Raw genomic sequence first — 18,467 nt, forward strand, 5'->3', positions numbered from 1 at the left:
TCAAGAACACCCTGTAAATTAATAGTTTATGACCTTTTCTGCATAAATAATAAACTATTTAATGTGTATGATAGCTAGCTTGGCAAAGGGGTTTTTTCTAATGAATGACTTAAATAGTTCAAATTTTATCAACGCAGTCCGGTTTGTTTATGACCATATTGATCAACCTATCACGCTAAAAGACTTGGCAAAATCCGTTGATATATCTGTATCTTCTTTAAAGCGGCTTTTTATAGAAGCAACGGCTAAAACACCTGGCGCATTTATTCGGCGTCTCAGAATGGAATGTGCTTTTCGCTCTCTTCAAAGTCAGAAAGATTCTATTCTAACCTGAGCATCTGTATTAGAAATCAAGTGAATTAGGCAAAATTTTCAACCCAAGGTGATTTTCGTTTATAGACGCTACTCACCATAGAGAGCAATTTATGCATAACGGCAACAATAGCCACTTTACCGCATTTTCCCTTGGCGCGAAGCCGATGGTAAAAATCAGCCAGGGGTTTATTCCAGCGGACAGCGGCAACGGCTGCCATGTACAGTGCTTTCCTTAAGGTTTTGCGCCCCCCCTGAATAAACCGTTTGCCCCTAAATTTTCCGCTGTCTCGATTAAACGGGGCAACACCCACTAAAGCGGCTAATGACTTGTTTTCGATTGAGCCAATTTCAGGTAATAAAGTTAATATCATCAGGGCGGTTTGCTGTCCAATAGCGGGGATTGAGGTGAGTAGATTCACCTTTGGTAGTGACTTTATCTGAAAAACACACATCAAGCGTGGCTTTTCCAACATCAATACCAATATACTCTCCCATGTTGGCCTTTCCTTTTGTATAATCGAATTGAAAAAATAATAGACTTTTTCCCTACTTGTAATTCGAGGCGTCTTAAACCCTCATGACATCTGTTCGGAACCGGCCTATATCAAAATAGGATAGAGGGTCATGACTCAGGTACGGTGCTTCATCACCTTATTCGGAAGAACGACCCCTCTATCCACCTATTAAGGTGATCAGAATTAACAGGCAATTTCAATATACAAGTTCGGGATAAGGAATTGACGTTTATTTTCTCTAACTTTTTGATTAAGAATAGATAAGTGCCTCGTACTTCAAGATAATGGTGTTTGCGAACATTATTAATCACGAAATAGCGAGACACTCATGACCGATATTACCGAACTTTATTGCTTAATGGATGATTTTTGCAAAAAATTTGAGCCAATATTAAATGCAAAGCTCTTAACGGAGGGAGCCAAGCAGCGTATCCGTGCCAGTTCTCTTTCTTTGGCAGAGCTGATGACGCTAGTGGTATTGTTCCATCAAATTCGTTATCGCCAGTTCAAATCATTCTATCTTTATCATGTGTGTCAGCATCTCAGGGCTGAATTTCCAACCCTTCCCTCTTATTCTCGCTCGTGTTTTTCAAGGCTTGGCAGAACGGGGGAAAAGCTCAACCGGCTGGTTTTTTGGTTTTAAATTACATGCGATTATCAATCATCGAGGCGAACTACTCAGTATTTTTCTAACCTCGGGTAATGGTGATGATAGAAAACCTGTTCCTCACCTGGCCAAAGCGCTTTTTGGCCAACTTTACGCAGACAAAGGCTATATTTCTAAAACACTATTACAACAGCTCAAAGAAAAGGGGAGCGCCTTTATCACTCGTGTTCGTCGCAACATGAAGCCTCTCGAGCACACTGAGTTTGATAATGCCATTTTGCGTAAACGTTCATTGGTTGAAACCGTTTTTGAACAACTCAAAAATATGTGCCAAATAGAGCATACTCGTCATCGTTCACCACAGAATTTTATCGTTAATTTACTTGGCGGTATCCTCGCTTACTGCCTCACTCCATCCAAACCAAAATTAGCCCTGTATTGTTCAAATATCGTTACATTATAAAATAGTCGGCTTATCCCGAACTTGTATATTGAAATTGCCTCCTAAACAGAATCAATTATCTGAAATTGCTGAAAAAGTAAGCGATTTACTGAAACGACGTCATCAATTACTGGATGACAAAATGCGTGAAACCTCTCGTCTTGATAAAGACTATAACGCTAACATTAAAGAATTTATTTCATCACATATCGATTTTTTAAATCAACAAATTGAAGCGGTTCAGCAAGAGATTAACCAATTAACAGCTGAATCTGAGATGCAAGAAAAGGTGAATCTACTCACCTCAATCCCCGCTATTGGACAGCAAACCGCCCTGATGATATTAACTTTATTACCTGAAATTGGCTCAATCGAAAACAAGTCATTAGCCGCTTTAGTGGGTGTTGCCCCGTTTAATCGAGACAGCGGAAAATTTAGGGGCAAACGGTTTATTCAGGGGGGGCGCAAAACCTTAAGGAAAGCACTGTACATGGCAGCCGTTGCCGCTGTCCGCTGGAATAAACCCCTGGCTGATTTTTACCATCGGCTTCGCGCCAAGGGAAAATGCGGTAAAGTGGCTATTGTTGCCGTTATGCATAAATTGCTCTCTATGGTGAGTAGCGTCTATAAACGAAAATCACCTTGGGTTGAAAATTTTGCCTAATGTCAACAACAGCCTAAAACTGATCCACAGCAACAATCTAAAAGTGATCCACTACTGTTTGGGTTTATCCATTAGTCCGGCTTGTTTCTTTTCTTTAATACGATAGCTTTCTCCTTTGATTTGCAAGATATGTGAGTGGTGTAGTACCCGGTCTAACATGGCCGAGGTGAGTGCTGTATCGTTTGCAAAGACTTGTCCCCACTGACCAAAAGGCAAGTTGCTCGTTAAGATCACAGAGGCTTTTTCATAGCGTTTGGCTATGACCTCAAACAGCAATTTTGCCTCATGTACGGTAAAGGGCAGATAGCCGATTTCATCAATAATTAGCAACCTGGGTGCCTGTACGGCGCGCTGCATGACCTGTTTATAGTTGTCTTGTCGCTGCGCTGTGGCTAGTTGCAGAATTAAGTCAGATGCACTGATAAAACGGGTTTTGATTCCTGCCTGCACGGCCTTGTAACCTAGGGCTATTGCGATATGGGTCTTGCCCACCCCTGACGGCCCCAGCATCACCACATTCTCCTGGCGCTCAATAAATGACAACGACGCTAACTCGATGACCTGTTTTTTGGGCACCCCCGCGGCGATGTCAACGCTACTTTAGATTGACCACTTTTTGCTACTTTAAAATGTCCAGTTTTTGCTAATTTTCCTGTTGGGTTTCTATTCCAGGCGCCTGGATAATATCAGTCGTTTTTATAGGCAACATGCCTGCTTTGCGTTTATTTTTGAGTCGGTAGCTTTCTCCTTTAATATTCAATGTGGTTGAATGATGTAAAAGCCTGTCTAAAATCGCAGTTGCTAAAATGTGATCACCGAATACGTCCCCCCAATCAGTAAAACTTTTATTTGATGTGAGAATGATGCTCGCCTTTTCATAACGACGGCTCAATAACCTGAAAAATAGGCTAGCTTCTTCGCGATTCATCGGTAAATACCCGATTTCATCCAGTATTAATACCCTGGCATAGCACAGTTGCTGAAGTTGGCGTTCCAGACGGTTTTCTTGCTTTGCCTTCATTAAGGTACAGCAGAGTCTATCCAGAGGCATAAACAATACCCGATGCCCAGCTGTAGCTGCCTTGACAGCCAGCGCTATCGCCAAATGCGTTTTCCCTACCCCAGGTGGGCCTAACAAAATGACGTTTTCATGATGTTCGACAAACCTCAGCCCCGCCAGCTCGCGGATAATTTTCCTGTCTATACTTGGTTGGAAAGTAAAGTCAAATTGCTCCAAGGTTTTTATCCACGGCAAACGTGCTTGTTTTAACCGCGATTCCAAGCCTTTTTGGTGACGCCCGTTCCATTCCTGGGCTAATGCCTGCTGGAGAAATTCACGGTAGTTCAGTGCTTTCTTGGTGGCTTCTTCACATAAACTCTCCAACGCATCGCCCAGGTAATCCATTTTTAACCGTATCAACAAGTTTTCCATTTCCATCAGAGTAGCTCCTCATACACACTGAGCGAACGAGACGCTACTCGATTGACCTGTTGCCAAAGGGCTTGATGATGTTCTGGCACCTTTTGCCAGCCCTGCGTTACCTCCTGCAAGAGATGCGTCGCGAGCAGTTGCTCATCGCCGTAAATACGTAGCGTATTATCTAAACCGATACGAATATTAACCGCACGACCACACCAGAATGAAGGCACGCTATAGCGATTACCTCTGACATCGATATAGCTGTCCCATGCCACTTGTCGTAGGTCGAAGTAGCTGGTATCGAAATCAGTCGCAGGGAGTGGCATCAAGGCTATTTTTTCCTCAGCAAAACGATTTTCCGGTGTCTGCTTGAATTGACGAAGATGACGCTGGTCTGCCACTTTCGCCAGCCACATCGCTAGCAGTTGATTAACATGAGCGAAACTCTCAAACTGACGGTAGCGAGTGAAAAAATTGTGTTTAACATAGCCCACCATCCGTTCGGTTTTGCCTTTCGTTTGCGGTCGATAAGGCTTACAGGCGCGAGGGCTAAACCCATAGTGATTAGCCAGTTGCAGGAAGCCCGCATTGAACTCGATGTGGCCATTTTGTCCATGTTTGATAACAGCGGCTTTTTGGTTATCTACCAAGACATTTTTTACGCTGCCACCGAAGTAATTGAAGCTGCGAACCAGCGATTCATACGTGTGCTCAGCATCTTGCTTAGGGGCAGCAAAGACATGAAAGCGACGCGAAAAACCGAGCGTATTAACGGCAAAATTAACCGTACAGGCAGAGCCTGCCACCTCAACGATGATTTCTCCCCAATCGTGTTGAAGTTGATAACCGGGGAGGGTTTCAAAGCGTACCGTGTTTTTCGAGGCCCTGAGTGGACGCTTCGGATGAATATAACGTCGGAGCATCGCACTCCCGCCGCGGTAGCCTTTTTCACGGATTTCCTCAAAAATAACCGCCGCATTCCAAACCTGTTCACTCAACCTTGAATCGATGTAGTCTTTAAAGGGCTCGAGTTTAGCAACCTGTTTTTTACCGCATTTTGCTGTTGGCGGCGCAGGATAGCTAATGTGCCGTCTCACCGTCTTTTCTGAACACCCTATCTGATGGGCAATATCAACAATAAATGCCCCCTGTTGATGGCGTTGTTTTATCATGTAGTGGTCCTCTCTTCTTAGCATGCTTATTTCCCTCATGGCTTTGTCACCACAAAGGAAACTGCATTCTGGCTTGAGTGGACAAATTAAATTAGCAATTTACGGTCTTTTATCATTAGCGCTGACAGCGAAGGTAAAATCAAATTTTTCCAGCGTTTTTAGGCCAGGGAATCCAGCCATTCGGGTGAATATATGCTGCTTCCGCTGATGACGTGAACGTTTCTCACACTGCAGAATCTGCTCCAGGAAGGTCAGATAATCCCACTCTTGTTGCGCCGCCTGCTGGGCTAAATCGCAGGCATTTGCATCAATCCCCGGCAGTTGCAGCGCTGAGGTAAGTTCGCCAATACGGGATAATTGCAGGTTCATATCGCCTCCATCAGTTGGTCATACACGCTAAGAGCATGATGCAGTGGTTGCTGACTCAACTCATTGACCGAAGGTAATGAGCGCTCGCTGGCCAGAGAAGAGCTTATCGGTACTATTTCGGGAGGTAATGCCTGTAGTGCTTTACGTTCATCGATAAGCCGCAGTGCAGGTTTTTCTTTAGTGGTGTCATGGATCCGTTGGTGTGCCACCGTTTCCAGCCATAGCGTGACGTGCTCATTGGCAGTGTCAGTATCGAGCGTCAGGCCCAACGCCAATAACTTGGTATTGAGCGGACGAAAGAAATTATCCCTGACATAGCGTACCATTCGTTCAACCTTGCCTTTGGTTTGTGGTCGATAGGTATGGCAAAGCTTCGGGATAAACCCCATACTTTTGGCAAACGGGTAAAACGCCTGATTAAGCTTATGTTTGCCTTCACCATAAGCATCACGCTCCACCACCACCGTTTTCATATTGTCGTACCAGACTTCGCGTGGCACGCTCTGGAAGTAATCCAAGGTGAGTCGATGACAGTGCTCAAGTGTGTCGTATCGCATGTTATCAGTGAATATCACCATCATCGCCCGGCTATACCCCAAGACAGCGATAAAGACATGAAGGGGAGATTTACCCCCCCGCATTTGACCCCAGTCGACTTGCATTTGCTTGCCGGCTTCGGTTTCAAAACGCACGATGGGCTCTGGCGTAGGTTTGCCACGGTACAGATACAAATACTGACGTAACAACGACAGGCTACCTGTATAGCCTAACTCTTTGAGTTCTCTGAATAACACGACACCGGAGAGAGGCGCCGGTTTCGCTTGTGCAATACGTGAGTGCAGAAACAACTTAAATGGAGCAAGCAATGAAGACGACTGAGCGCGCGATTTATAAACCGGCTCATTCATCTTGCTGTGTAAGTACCGCTTGACGGTATTACGCGAGATGCCCAATTCTTTGGCGATAGCTCTTTGCGACAGCCCTTGTTTATGCAAAATCTGAATTTTCATGAGTTCTTCTTTTGAAATCAAAGTGCCTCCGAAAAGGCGCGATGGTGAAAACAAGTGGCTCAGATTTCAATTGTTGGAGTGGCTCAGTTTTGCATTGTTGGTAACACCATCTGTATCAACATCGTAAGCGCAACGGCTACCCGTTGAGTGCTTATACGCAGCGTACGCAATTAGCGCCGGTTATTGCGTGGTTCAGATGGCTGGCGCGCAGTAATAAACTGCTGTCTAATCCGGCGTCAGACTTGATAATGACAAAAGAAGGCAAGCGATTGCCAAAGGACATTCTGACAGTAAAAGAAGTGGAGTCTATTCTGAGTCTGCCCGCTATCGACAATGCTGAGGGGATGCGAGACCGTGCCATACTGGAAGTGCTGTACAGTACGGGGCTACGGCGTGCTGAGCTGGCGGGGTTGACCTTATCGTCAATTGACAGCGAACAGGGTACGGTGATGGTGCGTGAGGGAAAAGGGCGCAAAGACCGGGTGGTTCCGATAGGTGAGCGAGCGCTGATGTGGTTGGAGAAGTACCAACATCAGGGGCGGCCTGATTTGCTGTGTGGAGGAGAAAGCGCGGTGCTGTTTCTGCTGGCCGATGGTCGTCCGATCAGTCCTGATTGGCTGACAAAGCGTGTGGGAGCGCTGGTCAGGGAGGCAAACATCGGGAAGCGTGGTAGCTGTCATCTGTTCCGGCACACGATGGCGACATTGATGCTGGAGAACGGCGCAGATACACGCTGGATACAGGTGATGTTGGGGCATGAAAAACTGGAGACGACACAAATCTATACACGGGTCAGTATAGGGGCGTTGAAAGTGGTTTACCGTGCTACTCATCCTGCGAAACTGGCCAGAAACGCGGATAGTGCCGAATCAGAATGCCAATCCATCGTTGCGGAGAATCGGGAAAAGTTAGCGCGATAACCTTCAACCTTGCTGGGGAGCGAGGAAAGGCAAAAGGCGGCAGGCCAGCCGGGTCAGGTGTTGTTGAAGGTGATGAGTGGCTGGCCTGCCGCCATTTAACATAATGCAGGAGATTATGCGCACCGTCGCCGTTGGGGGGCATGCTGCCCTGACCCACTAGTGAGCAGCACCGGTGCGCATAATCTGCATTATGTCTTGCGCACCCACTTCGGCAGTGGGGTACAGTGTGGCGCGCAGGCTTCGCCTCCGCTGTCAGCCAATCCGTTCTTCTTCAGCCCTGCCGGGGGCTCTCCCTCAGTGCATCAAACCTCTTTTTAATCGTCCTCACCCCTTACTGACTCTAAATACTGCCATGGTGGCTCCCCATCGTGGTTCTCTGTGGCATCCGAGTCATGAGCGCCGTGAACGGCGCTTGCGGGCTCTCTGCCGCCCGCGCCCGCAGAACCCGCGCCCGCGCCCCGGTAAACCGCGTCGCCGTCACGGGTTGCCGTAATCGCCAAAAACTTTGACCACTAATGAAAAAAGAGGGTTATCTGTCTATACTGCGCAGATGAAAACCTGCCTTTCCCGCCTTTTATTGTCGTTACTGCTCCTGCTTCTTAGCGGTGTATCGGCGTTCGCGTTGGAAAACCGCGTATCAGAAAAAATATCATGCACCAAGATTGTACCGGAGGGAAACAGGGTCTTGCAGTCATTGGTGTGTCTCGGTTATGGGGTTTTGGCAGAGAAAATCACGTCGGAGAAAACAGTAGCGCCGTATTTTTAGCTAAGCCTTTGTAACGTGTCAGCGCTAATGATAAAAGACCGTAAATTGCTAATTTAATTTGTCCACTCAAGCCAGAATGCAGTTTCCTTTGTGGTGACAAAGCCATGAGGGAAATAAGCATGCTAAGAAGAGAGGACCACTACATGATAAAACAACGCCATCAACAGGGGGCATTTATTGTTGATATTGCCCATCAGATAGGGTGTTCAGAAAAAACGGTGAGACGGCACATTAGCTATCCTGCGCCGCCAACAGCAAAACGCGGTAAAAAACAGGTTGCTAAACTCGAGCCCTTTAAAGACTACATCGATTCAAGGTTGAGTGAACAGGTTTGGAATGCGGCGGTTATTTTTGAGGAAATCCGTGAAAAAGGCTACCGGGGTGGGAGTGCGATGCTCCGACGTTATATACATCCCAAACGTCCGCTCAGGGCCTCGAAAAACACGGTACGCTTTGAAACCCTCCCCGGTTATCAACTTCAACACGATTGGGGAGAAATCATCGTTGAGGTGGCAGGCTCTGCCTGTACGGTTAATTTTGCCGTTAATACGCTCGGTTTTTCGCGTCGCTTTCATGTCTTTGCTGCCCCTAAGCAAGATGCTGAGCACACGTATGAATCGCTGGTTCGCAGCTTCAATTACTTCGGTGGCAGCGTAAAAAATGTCTTGGTAGATAACCAAAAAGCCGCTGTTATCAAACATGGACAAAATGGCCACATCGAGTTCAATGCGGGCTTCCTGCAACTGGCTAATCACTATGGGTTTAGCCCTCGCGCCTGTAAGCCTTATCGACCGCAAACGAAAGGCAAAACCGAACGGATGGTGGGCTATGTTAAACACAATTTTTTCACTCGCTACCGTCAGTTTGAGAGTTTCGCTCATGTTAATCAACTGCTAGCGATGTGGCTGGCGAAAGTGGCAGACCAGCGTCATCTTCGTCAATTCAAGCAGACACCGGAAAATCGTTTTGCTGAGGAAAAAATAGCCTTGATGCCACTCCCTGCGACTGATTTCGATACCAGCTACTTCGACCTACGACAAGTGGCATGGGACAGCTATATCGATGTCAGAGGTAATCGCTATAGCGTGCCTTCATTCTGGTGTGGTCGTGCGGTTAATATTCGTATCGGTTTAGATAATACGCTACGTATTTACGGCGATGAGCAACTGCTCGCGACGCATCTCTTGCAGGAGGTAACGCAGGGCTGGCAAAAGGTGCCAGAACATCATCAAGCCCTTTGGCAACAGGTCAATCGAGTAGCGTCTCGTTCGCTCAGTGTGTATGAGGAGCTACTCTGATGGAAATGGAAAACTTGTTGATACGGTTAAAAATGGATTACCTGGGCGATGCGTTGGAGAGTTTATGTGAAGAAGCCACCAAGAAAGCACTGAACTACCGTGAATTTCTCCAGCAGGCATTAGCCCAGGAATGGAACGGGCGTCACCAAAAAGGCTTGGAATCGCGGTTAAAACAAGCACGTTTGCCGTGGATAAAAACCTTGGAGCAATTTGACTTTACTTTCCAACCAAGTATAGACAGGAAAATTATCCGCGAGCTGGCGGGGCTGAGGTTTGTCGAACATCATGAAAACGTCATTTTGTTAGGCCCACCTGGGGTAGGGAAAACGCATTTGGCGATAGCGCTGGCTGTCAAGGCAGCTACAGCTGGGCATCGGGTATTGTTTATGCCTCTGGATAGACTCTGCTGTACCTTAATGAAGGCAAAGCAAGAAAACCGTCTGGAACGCCAACTTCAGCAACTGTGCTATGCCAGGGTATTAATACTGGATGAAATCGGGTATTTACCGATGAATCGCGAAGAAGCTAGCCTATTTTTCAGGTTATTGAGCCGTCGTTATGAAAAGGCGAGCATCATTCTCACATCAAATAAAAGTTTTACTGATTGGGGGGACGTATTCGGTGATCACATTTTAGCAACTGCGATTTTAGACAGGCTTTTACATCATTCAACCACATTGAATATTAAAGGAGAAAGCTATCGACTCAAAAATAAACGCAAAGCAGGCATGTTGCCTATAAAAACGACTGATATTATCCAGGCGCCTGGAATAGAAACCCAACAGGAAAATTAGCAAAAACTGGACATTTTAAAGTAGCAAAAAGTGGTCAATCTAAAGTAGCGTTGACACCGCCATAATCAGGCGGTAAATCACGCCAGGGAGCGCCGGTTCTCAATATCCAGAAAACAGCATTAATAAACTGCCTGTTATCTCTGGCTATGCCACCCCAAGTGCCTTTTCTCCCCGGGAGATGAGCTTCCAATAGGCTCCAAACATGATCGGATATATCGTGGCGGCGATGGGCTAAATTCATTCCCGAATCATCTTTCATTATTGAATCATCTCAACAGTTGTCGTTATTTGTTACATGATAATATATTTTTTATTACGTGACGACACTACTTAAGCATTATCCTGTACCAGAACGAATAAACAATTTCGCGCCAACAGAGAATCAGAAACAAATACATCAGTGGCTGCAAACATTACAGGCTAATCCAGGTCACAATGGTGTGGCATTTTATGGCGCACCTGGTATGGGTAAAACCACGGTGCTGAAAGACTATTTTTCCACTCAGGCTTTAAAAACACTCTGGATAGAATCACATACGCTGATTGATGATGTTAACTTGCAGCATAAGTTGGCTGCATCAGATACTGAATACCTGGTGATTGATGACTGTAACGATCCCAAAGGGAATTATCGCTATCAGAAAGTGCTCTTTGATTTACTGAACACTGAAACCCTGTTGAATAAAAACGGCCAGCCGGTCAAGGTGATTTTGGTGTCTAATCGTCAGTCTCAGCAAGATTTGGTGGGCGATACAATATCTGGCAATGAATTGTTATCACCACGCATGAAAAGCCGCTATGCCGGCCGTTTTACTTCCGTAGAGTTGATCCCAGGCGAAGATTTTCGTGCTAATGGCATTAAACGCGGAGTGATCACCACACCGGGTACTGTCACCGTTTCTTCAGAAGCTTATCAGCTTTCAATAACTGATTATCTTGAAAAACATTCCGAGTATATTAGAAAATATGACATGGTATCAGCCAAAGTAGGGCAAACACTCCGAGCATTCCAAGATTTAGCAGAGAAAGCACACCAAGATTCAGCATGGCAAGCATTTCAAGATTTTCGAAAAAATACTCTTCAAAACATCACAAATTGCCCTGAAATTTTTGTCGATATGACAAAATGCGGGGACTCCTACGACCCTCGATGCCGTTTCTTAATTACACAAATTTTGGATGTCATGGAAGCTAAACCCGATTATAAAGTGACCATAGTTTCTGAAGAGCCGCAAAAGACAATGTCCATGCTCAAAAAAATGATGGCAGAGGTTGATAAAACAGATAAATATCTTTCCAGATTGCAGCGTCTTGCCGTTCAATAACAAAATTATTCTTTAAGCGAAGAGCAGCACCTGGCCTCTGTTGGGTTATTTGCTGCCCTTACGGAAAGATGATCTACTTTTTTCATTTTATGGCTACGGTACGGAATGACATTAGCGACATTTTGACAATAGGAAGGGAAAGAGGCGCCAATAATATATTGATATAAAATAATATTTATTAATACATATCAGTTAAATTACAGGGTACCTACTATCGGTAAATCTTCTGTAACTTTGGCAAGGTCTGTGAAATATGTGCCGTCACGTAATAAAAATAGGTTACATAGCGGGAGCTGTGTCATAAAAGGAGTGTCATCATCATGGATAGAACCAATTTAATCAATACCGTGGAAGAACCGGATAACAGGATATCCGATGTAGATTTAACAACGTCCACAGAGCAAAAACAGGTGATACCGCAGTCTGTTGTTGATGAAGAGCTAGCAACACAACTCATACAGTACCTGATAGAAGCACAAGTCATCCCTGGATTACAGCCAGATAAACTGGCGGATAAAGAAAAGGAACTGACCTTTCACTATCTTACCCCCCGTTATCATGATGTTGTCATACGGCAAAACAAAAAGCCGTCGGTATCGGGTTTGACCACCTTTACCGCACTACAACGAGAGATAACCCAGTCTGTTCTTAATGAAATTGCAGAGAAAACCGGTCTGGAGTTCCGCCAGGTTGAGGATGATGAACTCGCTGATCTGGTCTTTGGTAATTTCCATCTTTCAACGGGTACCCTTCTCGGTTTTGTTAATTTCGATGCTGCAACGAGTAGCCTTCTCGGTTTTGTTGATTCCACTACTGTCCCTTCTAAAAGCAACGAAATCTGGATGAATACCAGGCGGAAGGCTCGCCTAGCTCCAAAGTATTTTAAATTTTTTCTTGTTCATGAAATCGGGCATGCGCTTAGACTGGATCACAGCGATGACCTGAAGGATCCTCGCACGATAATGTCGTATAACCCGGGTTCGACGGGATTACAGGTTGCTGATTTTTTGGCTTTATGGACGCTGCATGGTCGCGACAGCAATCCGCAATCAGAGGAACGAATAAAGGCTGGGGAACAGGCCAGGGCAAAGATGTGGGCAAGGATAAAGGAAGAGGTAACGCCAGGAGCCTATTGGAAAAAGTCACTTTTACGTGCGGGGGATACCGATATTGCTCTCGTTTCTATTGATAAAGTACACAGCATGCTATGTGTTGATGTGTTCGATGAAGCAACAGAGGCAGATGATTATTTCAGAGATAAAACCTATGCTGAGATTAGAATCAGAAATCATGCAGGCAAGGTTATTTTTGAAAAAAAAATAAAAAGCACAGGTAGGGTGTCTCCACGTGAAGAGATCCCATTTACTGAGGGCTATCAACTGGAAATTTATCATGCTGAGGCAGAAACCAGTTTACTGTTCGCCTCAGATATCCAGGGTGCATCGGTGCCCAATGCCAAAACAAACCGTTTCATCATGACAAAAACCGGGCTGAAAAGGCTGATACCGGCTCATCAAATGACCCTGCTGGACAGGAATAATTATGCATTTGCTTCTCTTTCTGTGGATGCCGTTGCCAGGCAGCTGGAGATTGATATCAGTAAGCCCCTGGCGGATGAGCATGCTCAGGACTCCGTTTACGCAAGCATTAACGTGATCAATAAAAAAGGCCGGGTGTTTTTTAAAAAAGAGATCAAAGGCAGTGATACCGGCATGTTACGTACCCGGGTTTTGTTTTCTGAGGGCGATAAACTGGAGATATATCATGCGCAGGCAGAAGAATGCTTAAAAATTTTCTCTTCTGGTGTCAAGGTTGATGTTGCCGTAGCTGCAAAAACCACGACCTTTATCATGACACCGAGAGGTCTGGAAAAAATTCTGTTTTCACCTCAGCCAACACAGGGCGATACAGCAGACAAGATGGCTCAGGCAATGTCTGGTTTTACCCTTTTCCCTTTAGGCGCCGTTTCCTGTCAGCAAGATAACAGGCTAACGCCATCCGAATTTTTCAGTGCTTTGGTCAGTGCAGGGTCATACAGCGGCTTTTGGTAGCATGGTAATCTGCCGGATAAATCATTTTCCCTGGCATAACTACTTATCGTATATGGCAGTTCTGATATAAAAGAAGCCGGATGAAGCTAGCACAACCCCTTTAGGTCCGTGATAGTCACGTCGTTGTTCTATCGCACTGTATATTTCATTGCCACAGGCAGCTACCCCGTAGCAGATTAAAAAATCACTGTTAGGGTGCTTTAAATAAGGCAATAAAGAATAGGTCATCGGCACCACCGCTACTGATTCTTGCATGTTGCTGTAAAATGAAAGGCCGTGGCCGGTAGCGTTATACTCCAGCTGTAACGGCCTCATTTGGGCTGAATACACTAAGGTGCCGGCCGCATTGTAAATCGCTAATCCGTAGCGCGACGTTTTTTTCGCCATCGCGGCAAAAACATACACCCGCATCGCGGAGGATTGATTAAACCCGCCGGTGAGTTGATAGGCATGATAGCCGGCAACGGGGGCGTGAATAAAGGTATGACAGGTGAAGCCGCCAAATAATTTTTCCTTCAGTTTTTCTTTAGACATAGGCAGTGTACTCATGTAGTTAGAATCTATAAATACGCTGTCTTCAGCCGGATTTGTTCTACCGTAGTGGGCAGTTGCGATTTTTTGTTGGTACTGAACAAAAATAATGATAGGAATATGCTGGGGTATCGAGGTGGTAAAACGGGCGCCATGGGTGGCCGTTATCGTTAATCGTTCGATAAGATTCATCGGCGTGACCTCCGGCGACATCCACAGTCTGCCGGCAGGGTTTCTTATTGCAAATCCGAATGCCATGCTTACTCCATATAAACCACAATATCACTGCCCAAGGGATAGAGGTCAGAATCAGGAAAGGTGACGGTATTGCCTGAGATGATGATGTTTTCAGCGTACAGCGCCTGAGGCCGAGTGCCGGTGTCTTTCATGGTGGTGTCCATCACTTTCAAGGTCAACCCCTCAGGAACCGGGTAGCTTTTTGTGCGACCCTTAACCGAAGAGAGGTAATCCAAAATGAAGGTCGGCGTAATAGCCGTAACTAAATCGGTGCCATCGTCTAATTTAATTTGTATGCCGTAATGCATGTTTTCGCTCCTTTTTGATCACAATTTACCAAAGCGCACCCGTAACACGCCTCTTTCATCGTACACATCAATGCGGTTATTTTTAATGGTCATTCTGGCTTTTCCTTTGCCGGTGCCGTTCATTTCAATGCCGCCGTTTTTACTCCATCGCCAGCCTGAAGTGTTGGCGACATAATTGGTCGATTGGAGGGTGTTGCCAATTTTGGCATTGGTAATGCTGCCGTCTTGAATAAAGCCTTCACGGATAAAGACTTGATTATTTTTAATCGCAAAGGGGGAGAATTTTTTGCCCTGCTGGCCGCTTAACAGCATAAAGTTATCGGCATTAAAGCCTATTTGTGATTTTACGCTGCTGCCCTGGGTTTCCACACCGACCACCATGCCGGCATCTTCCCCCAGTGCTAATAATATTTTGGCTTTGGCGGTAGAATGCAGGCTATCCGGTGATTCTGTCGGCGTAGGCGGTCGATGGCTGCCGCCTTTGTTTCCTATGATGGCCATAATTTACCCATAAAAAAAGATCGCCTTGGCGACCTTGGTTGATTGCTCTATTGTCTATTTCTACATCTGGTCTTCGGCATACACCCCCGCCGAAATCACCGCACCGCCGATGCGTCGTTGGCCGTAGCCAATAGGCACCGGATTGCCTTGTGCGGTAGAATTCACCGGGCTGCCGAAGGCATAGCTGGGCTTGTTATCCGGGTCTTCGCGGCGTGATAACCCGCTGGGTTGGGGGGAGAGCATCTGCACCACGCCACCGACCATCATCGATATCCCGACAGGCGCTAAGAACTGTGCACCAGGGATAAAGGACGCTGCCACTAACACCGCACCGATAATGGTTTGAAACACCCCTCCCCATTTACTGCCAATAATCACCGGAGCAATGCGAATGTCTTGAGTGCCGTAGGCGCTGGCAAGTTCATCTTTGCCAATGTTATTCGCGCCGTTAAATACCGCAAAGGTCAGTCCTTTTGATTGGCTTTGCAACATAAATTGCTCAAATCCAGGGAGGATAACTGATAGCGCTTTGATCGCTTCTTTTGGTGTCTCTACCGCGAGTTGATGTACACGGCCAAACAAGCGTCCGAGTTTACCATACAGGCGGATGGTGCGAAGGGGGGAATGGAATGCTGCCATGGTATTGGCTCCCAATAGGAAAAAAGGCTGTAGGGGCAGCCTTTTTATTATAAAGTTGAAATGGTATTAATCTTGGATTTTGAGTCTATTTCTTTTGTGAAATTAGTGATGATAATATGCAGTAAGTGAGTGTCTTAAGGATGTCTGTATGATGCTACGGCTCTCTTCACTGAGCATCACTTCAGCCAGTTATCTAAAGTATTACTACATATAGCTAAAAAGGGATAAAAATCAGAAGTAGAAACGTTTTGACATATATTCATAACTTCGCGGAATAGCTTTTTTGTCTTTTTAGAATATTTAATTCCGATAGCACCTGTTGCGGGATTACGGTCATAATTATTCTGAGATGTACACCTGAATCTATCCTTGTCTTCATTTACTGATCTACAGAGTTCAACGAGTTTTTTCGTTACTTCATCGTATTTTCCTGGCTTCACAGTATCTTTTATGTACGTTTGAAAAAACTTATCTACTTTGTCTTCTATTGCTTTTTTAGGCTCGTCGGTGTCCGTGTTCCCTATGCTTTCCTTACTATTAGGAGTAGAAAACCCAATTGATGAGTCCGAACTATTTGATTGGGAACAATGATTCTCTCTATCCAAGCCGGAAATTTTTAAGTACTTTGCTGGTTTATTATGAAGAGTGCTATCATCTGCAGGCCTTTTTCTGAAAGCTATAAGTTTATCTTGGCTGGTAGCAGAACCATGACCCGAGACGGAAGGTTGTCCAAACGACAGAGACTGCCATTTAATTGAAGAATCTATTAAAGGATTTAAAAGATCTGCTGGAGATACTGGAAATACTGGCATTGTGCTAATTCGAAATCCAGAATTATTAGCTTCTACTAATGATTTTATGTCTGTGTCTACTGGCTTTACTTGTGAAGAGGCTCGAAGCTTTGTTATTGACAAAGAACTTATTTTCATATTTCTAATCTCTTTTAATTTTATGTTATACAAACCACAATAATGCCCTTATTGATCATATTATGTACAATAGAGTCATGTAATAAAATATGACAAATATTACATAACTTTAAAATTTTGCAGTTCAATCAAAATACATTGAACTAATAGCAAAATGATTTAGAAGATACAAAGTCAGGTTATATCAATACTTTATACCTTACCACCTTCACGGTACGCTCTTGCCAATACCCGCCATAGGGCACCCTCTGGCTGGATTTGCCGTACAAATGATGCAGTAACATGCCCTCTGCCAGCAAAATCCCGGCATGATTGGCCACCGGTGCTGAAACTTGCATCATCGCTATATCACTGGGCTGAGTTTCTCCACTTACTTCACGAAAACCGCATTGATACCAATTATCCAGATACCTGTTTTCCTGACCCGATTCCCACCAAGGGTAATCTACCCGATAATCATTGAGTTCAATGCCATGCGTCTGGCGAAAATAAGACAGTATCAGTCCCCAACAGTCGGTATGCCCCAGCACAAATTCACGTCCGATCAGCGGCAGCTCGCCGCGTGGCTGAAGGGTGCGTAGATCGCCTTCTGGCCAGCTGATAATATGCCAGGGCAGTTCGCTGTGATCACATTGCGCGCGATCTAATGCCGAGGGCTGAGTAGTGGCATCGGGATGACTGTGCACGATTGCCGTGACGGTGCCCCAGTTTTCAGCCTCCATGTAACCTTGCGGATCGAGATGAAACTGCTCGAGAGGATTAGCGGCCAGATTATGGCAGGGGAAGTAACGTTCTTGCCGTGATTGCTGGGCGATGACACCACAACACTCAAAGGGATAAGCGGCAGCCGCATGCGCCAGCATCGCTTGTCGCGTTTTTTTACGCATCATCACCTCTTAACCAGTGCGGAGCCAGGGAAACCGCCAAACGGCAGCGGCTGATGTTGACCAAAGCGGTTCTTACAATCTTTTAGTAGGCCACGGCATTTATCTTTTGTTACATCCTCGGTGGGATTACCCTGCTCATCAAAATACAGGCTACCCGCATAATCACAGCCATTACCGCTGCGGTAACCTCCGCGCATTGCCCAGCTGCACAGCGAATGAATCTGCCGTGTCGGAAGTAACACCCCTTGCAAATCCGCCGGACTGGAGAGGGTGAATTCAACCACTTCGTTAGTTTCCATCGATTTGCTGTCGATGTGATAAACCTGGACTTTTTCTTGTTGTGGATCGGCCTCAATATTGCCGTGCGGGAAATTACGCGCATCAAGATAGTGTTTGAAGGTATCGTGAATAATGACTTTAGCTTGGAGCAGGTCATCAAATTTCAGACAAAGTGCAGTGATGACCCCGTTTAAATTGGCGACGGTTAATTTAGGCTGAGCTTGTTGCCCGTCGCTAGCGGTTTCCAGCCCTTCTATCTGTACTGGCCAAGGGGCATAGTCCTTACCTTGCCACCAAATGGATTTTGCGGGTAATTGCGTTTCATCGCCCCCGGCAGCGGCTAATTCTTCTGGCGTGTAGGCTAAGGTATCCGCATGAAAGCGTAATATCTCGGCATGAAAGGCGGTGCCGTCGACTTCGAACAAACGAATACGATTGCCCGGCGACAGGCGTTGCAGGTCGGTGTTAATGGACATGTTTTTACTCGT

At 45.7% G+C, this 18,467-nt stretch carries 21 protein-coding genes and 3 pseudogenes; 8 read left to right on the forward strand and 16 right to left on the reverse strand.

Annotation, left to right across the window (positions count from 1 at the left end; translation table 11 throughout):
• The first annotated feature begins 100 nt into the window (after positions 1-100).
• Entirely contained in the window at positions 101-334 is a 234-nt protein-coding gene (locus tag AACL30_RS15760) for an AraC family transcriptional regulator (protein ID WP_339057297.1), read from the forward strand.
• A gap of 25 nt (positions 335-359) precedes the next feature.
• On the opposite strand, the gene AACL30_RS15765 is transcribed toward AACL30_RS15760, so the two are convergent.
• Both AACL30_RS15765 and AACL30_RS15770 read right to left on the reverse strand, forming a co-directional pair.
• A complete protein-coding gene (locus AACL30_RS15765; protein ID WP_339057298.1) occupies positions 360-686 on the reverse strand; it encodes an IS110 family transposase in 327 nt (108 codons plus the stop codon).
• On the reverse strand, positions 664-810 hold the full coding sequence (locus AACL30_RS15770; protein WP_339057299.1) for a hypothetical protein: 147 nt from the start codon (positions 808-810) through the stop codon (positions 664-666). Before AACL30_RS15770 ends, AACL30_RS15765 begins: the two co-directional genes overlap by 23 nt.
• Before the next feature lie 348 nt (positions 811-1,158).
• Between AACL30_RS15770 and AACL30_RS15775 the strand changes: the two are divergent.
• Together AACL30_RS15775 and AACL30_RS15780 are read left to right on the forward strand one after the other, a co-directional pair.
• Positions 1,159-1,900, forward strand: a pseudogene (locus AACL30_RS15775) (IS982 family transposase).
• Between the two features lie 28 nt (positions 1,901-1,928).
• Positions 1,929-2,543 (forward strand): transposase, encoded by a 615-nt coding sequence (locus tag AACL30_RS15780; protein WP_339057300.1) that lies wholly within the window; start codon positions 1,929-1,931, stop codon positions 2,541-2,543.
• Positions 2,544-2,594: 51 nt separating this feature from the next.
• On the opposite strand, the pseudogene istB (AACL30_RS15785) reads toward AACL30_RS15780, so the two are convergent.
• The 5 genes and pseudogenes from istB (AACL30_RS15785) to istA (AACL30_RS15810) all read right to left on the reverse strand — a co-directional run.
• A pseudogene (gene istB, locus AACL30_RS15785) lies at positions 2,595-3,128 on the reverse strand (IS21-like element helper ATPase IstB); the annotation flags it as partial.
• A 58-nt stretch (positions 3,129-3,186) separates the two neighbouring features.
• Positions 3,187-3,984 (reverse strand): IS21-like element helper ATPase IstB, encoded by a 798-nt coding sequence (gene istB / locus AACL30_RS15790; RefSeq protein WP_339058365.1) that lies wholly within the window; start codon positions 3,982-3,984, stop codon positions 3,187-3,189.
• Positions 3,981-5,159 (reverse strand): IS21 family transposase, encoded by a 1,179-nt coding sequence (gene istA / locus AACL30_RS15795; protein ID WP_339056693.1) that lies wholly within the window; start codon positions 5,157-5,159, stop codon positions 3,981-3,983. The genes istB (AACL30_RS15790) and istA (AACL30_RS15795) overlap by 4 nt, the downstream gene beginning before the upstream one ends.
• A 75-nt stretch (positions 5,160-5,234) precedes the next feature.
• Positions 5,235-5,504 (reverse strand): ATP-binding protein, encoded by a 270-nt coding sequence (locus AACL30_RS16620; RefSeq protein WP_422389558.1) that lies wholly within the window; start codon positions 5,502-5,504, stop codon positions 5,235-5,237.
• A complete protein-coding gene (istA, locus tag AACL30_RS15810; RefSeq protein ID WP_422389559.1) occupies positions 5,501-6,535 on the reverse strand; it encodes an IS21 family transposase in 1,035 nt (344 codons plus the stop codon). Before istA (AACL30_RS15810) ends, AACL30_RS16620 begins: the two co-directional genes overlap by 4 nt.
• A 248-nt stretch (positions 6,536-6,783) precedes the next feature.
• Here istA (AACL30_RS15810) and AACL30_RS15815 point away from each other — a divergent pair, with 248 nt between their 5' ends.
• Entirely contained in the window at positions 6,784-7,434 is a 651-nt protein-coding gene (locus AACL30_RS15815; RefSeq protein ID WP_339057302.1) for a tyrosine-type recombinase/integrase, read from the forward strand.
• A 731-nt stretch (positions 7,435-8,165) separates the two neighbouring features.
• Here AACL30_RS15815 and AACL30_RS15820 read toward each other — a convergent pair.
• Positions 8,166-8,321 carry a hypothetical protein gene (locus AACL30_RS15820; RefSeq protein WP_339057303.1) on the reverse strand — a complete coding sequence of 52 codons (156 nt, stop codon included), beginning with the start codon at positions 8,319-8,321 and terminating at the stop codon, positions 8,166-8,168.
• On the opposite strand from AACL30_RS15820, the gene istA (AACL30_RS15825) reads away from it, so the two are divergent.
• Both istA (AACL30_RS15825) and istB (AACL30_RS15830) read left to right on the forward strand, forming a co-directional pair.
• Positions 8,320-9,498, forward strand: a complete 1,179-nt coding sequence (gene istA / locus AACL30_RS15825) for an IS21 family transposase (RefSeq protein WP_339056344.1) — start codon at positions 8,320-8,322, stop codon at positions 9,496-9,498. The two genes, AACL30_RS15820 and istA (AACL30_RS15825), sit on opposite strands and share 2 nt — an antisense overlap.
• Positions 9,495-10,292: an IS21-like element helper ATPase IstB gene (gene istB, locus AACL30_RS15830; RefSeq protein WP_339058365.1), complete on the forward strand. Its 798-nt coding sequence runs from the start codon at positions 9,495-9,497 to the stop codon at positions 10,290-10,292. Before istA (AACL30_RS15825) ends, istB (AACL30_RS15830) begins: the two co-directional genes overlap by 4 nt.
• 55 nt (positions 10,293-10,347) lie before the next feature.
• Here the strand turns inward: istB (AACL30_RS15830) and AACL30_RS15835 are convergent.
• Positions 10,348-10,533, reverse strand: a pseudogene (locus AACL30_RS15835) (transposase); the annotation flags it as partial.
• Between the two features lie 199 nt (positions 10,534-10,732).
• Here AACL30_RS15835 and AACL30_RS15840 point away from each other — a divergent pair.
• Together AACL30_RS15840 and AACL30_RS15845 are read left to right on the forward strand one after the other, a co-directional pair.
• A complete protein-coding gene (locus AACL30_RS15840) occupies positions 10,733-11,617 on the forward strand; it encodes a hypothetical protein (RefSeq protein ID WP_339057304.1) in 885 nt (294 codons plus the stop codon).
• Positions 11,618-11,937: 320 nt separating this feature from the next.
• Positions 11,938-13,668: a putative mucin/carbohydrate-binding domain-containing protein gene (locus tag AACL30_RS15845; protein ID WP_339057305.1), complete on the forward strand. Its 1,731-nt coding sequence runs from the start codon at positions 11,938-11,940 to the stop codon at positions 13,666-13,668.
• A gap of 39 nt (positions 13,669-13,707) precedes the next feature.
• Here AACL30_RS15845 and AACL30_RS15850 read toward each other — a convergent pair whose 3' ends face one another.
• From AACL30_RS15850 to AACL30_RS15880, 7 genes are all read right to left on the reverse strand, one after another.
• Complete coding sequence (locus tag AACL30_RS15850; protein ID WP_339057306.1) at positions 13,708-14,457, reverse strand: hypothetical protein; 750 nt, start codon at positions 14,455-14,457, stop codon at positions 13,708-13,710.
• Between the two features lie 2 nt (positions 14,458-14,459).
• The gene (locus AACL30_RS15855; protein WP_339057307.1) at positions 14,460-14,744 is read right to left on the reverse strand and encodes a hypothetical protein; all 285 of its coding nucleotides are present in this window, start codon (positions 14,742-14,744) and stop codon (positions 14,460-14,462) included.
• A gap of 18 nt (positions 14,745-14,762) precedes the next feature.
• Positions 14,763-15,245 (reverse strand): phage tail tip fiber protein, encoded by a 483-nt coding sequence (locus AACL30_RS15860; RefSeq protein WP_339057308.1) that lies wholly within the window; start codon positions 15,243-15,245, stop codon positions 14,763-14,765.
• A gap of 60 nt (positions 15,246-15,305) precedes the next feature.
• Positions 15,306-15,884 (reverse strand): tail assembly protein, encoded by a 579-nt coding sequence (locus AACL30_RS15865; protein ID WP_339057309.1) that lies wholly within the window; start codon positions 15,882-15,884, stop codon positions 15,306-15,308.
• 176 nt (positions 15,885-16,060) lie between these two features.
• The gene (locus AACL30_RS15870; protein ID WP_339057310.1) at positions 16,061-16,813 is read right to left on the reverse strand and encodes a hypothetical protein; all 753 of its coding nucleotides are present in this window, start codon (positions 16,811-16,813) and stop codon (positions 16,061-16,063) included.
• A 179-nt stretch (positions 16,814-16,992) separates the two neighbouring features.
• Complete coding sequence (locus AACL30_RS15875) at positions 16,993-17,700, reverse strand: C40 family peptidase (protein WP_339058501.1); 708 nt, start codon at positions 17,698-17,700, stop codon at positions 16,993-16,995.
• Positions 17,701-17,702: 2 nt separating this feature from the next.
• Positions 17,703-18,455, reverse strand: a complete 753-nt coding sequence (locus AACL30_RS15880; RefSeq protein ID WP_339057311.1) for a phage minor tail protein L — start codon at positions 18,453-18,455, stop codon at positions 17,703-17,705.
• Between the last annotated feature and the right edge of the window lie 12 nt (positions 18,456-18,467).

Origin of the sequence: Candidatus Regiella endosymbiont of Tuberolachnus salignus, assembly GCF_964020115.1 — a bacterium.
Lineage (GTDB): Bacteria > Pseudomonadota > Gammaproteobacteria > Enterobacterales > Enterobacteriaceae > Regiella > Regiella insecticola.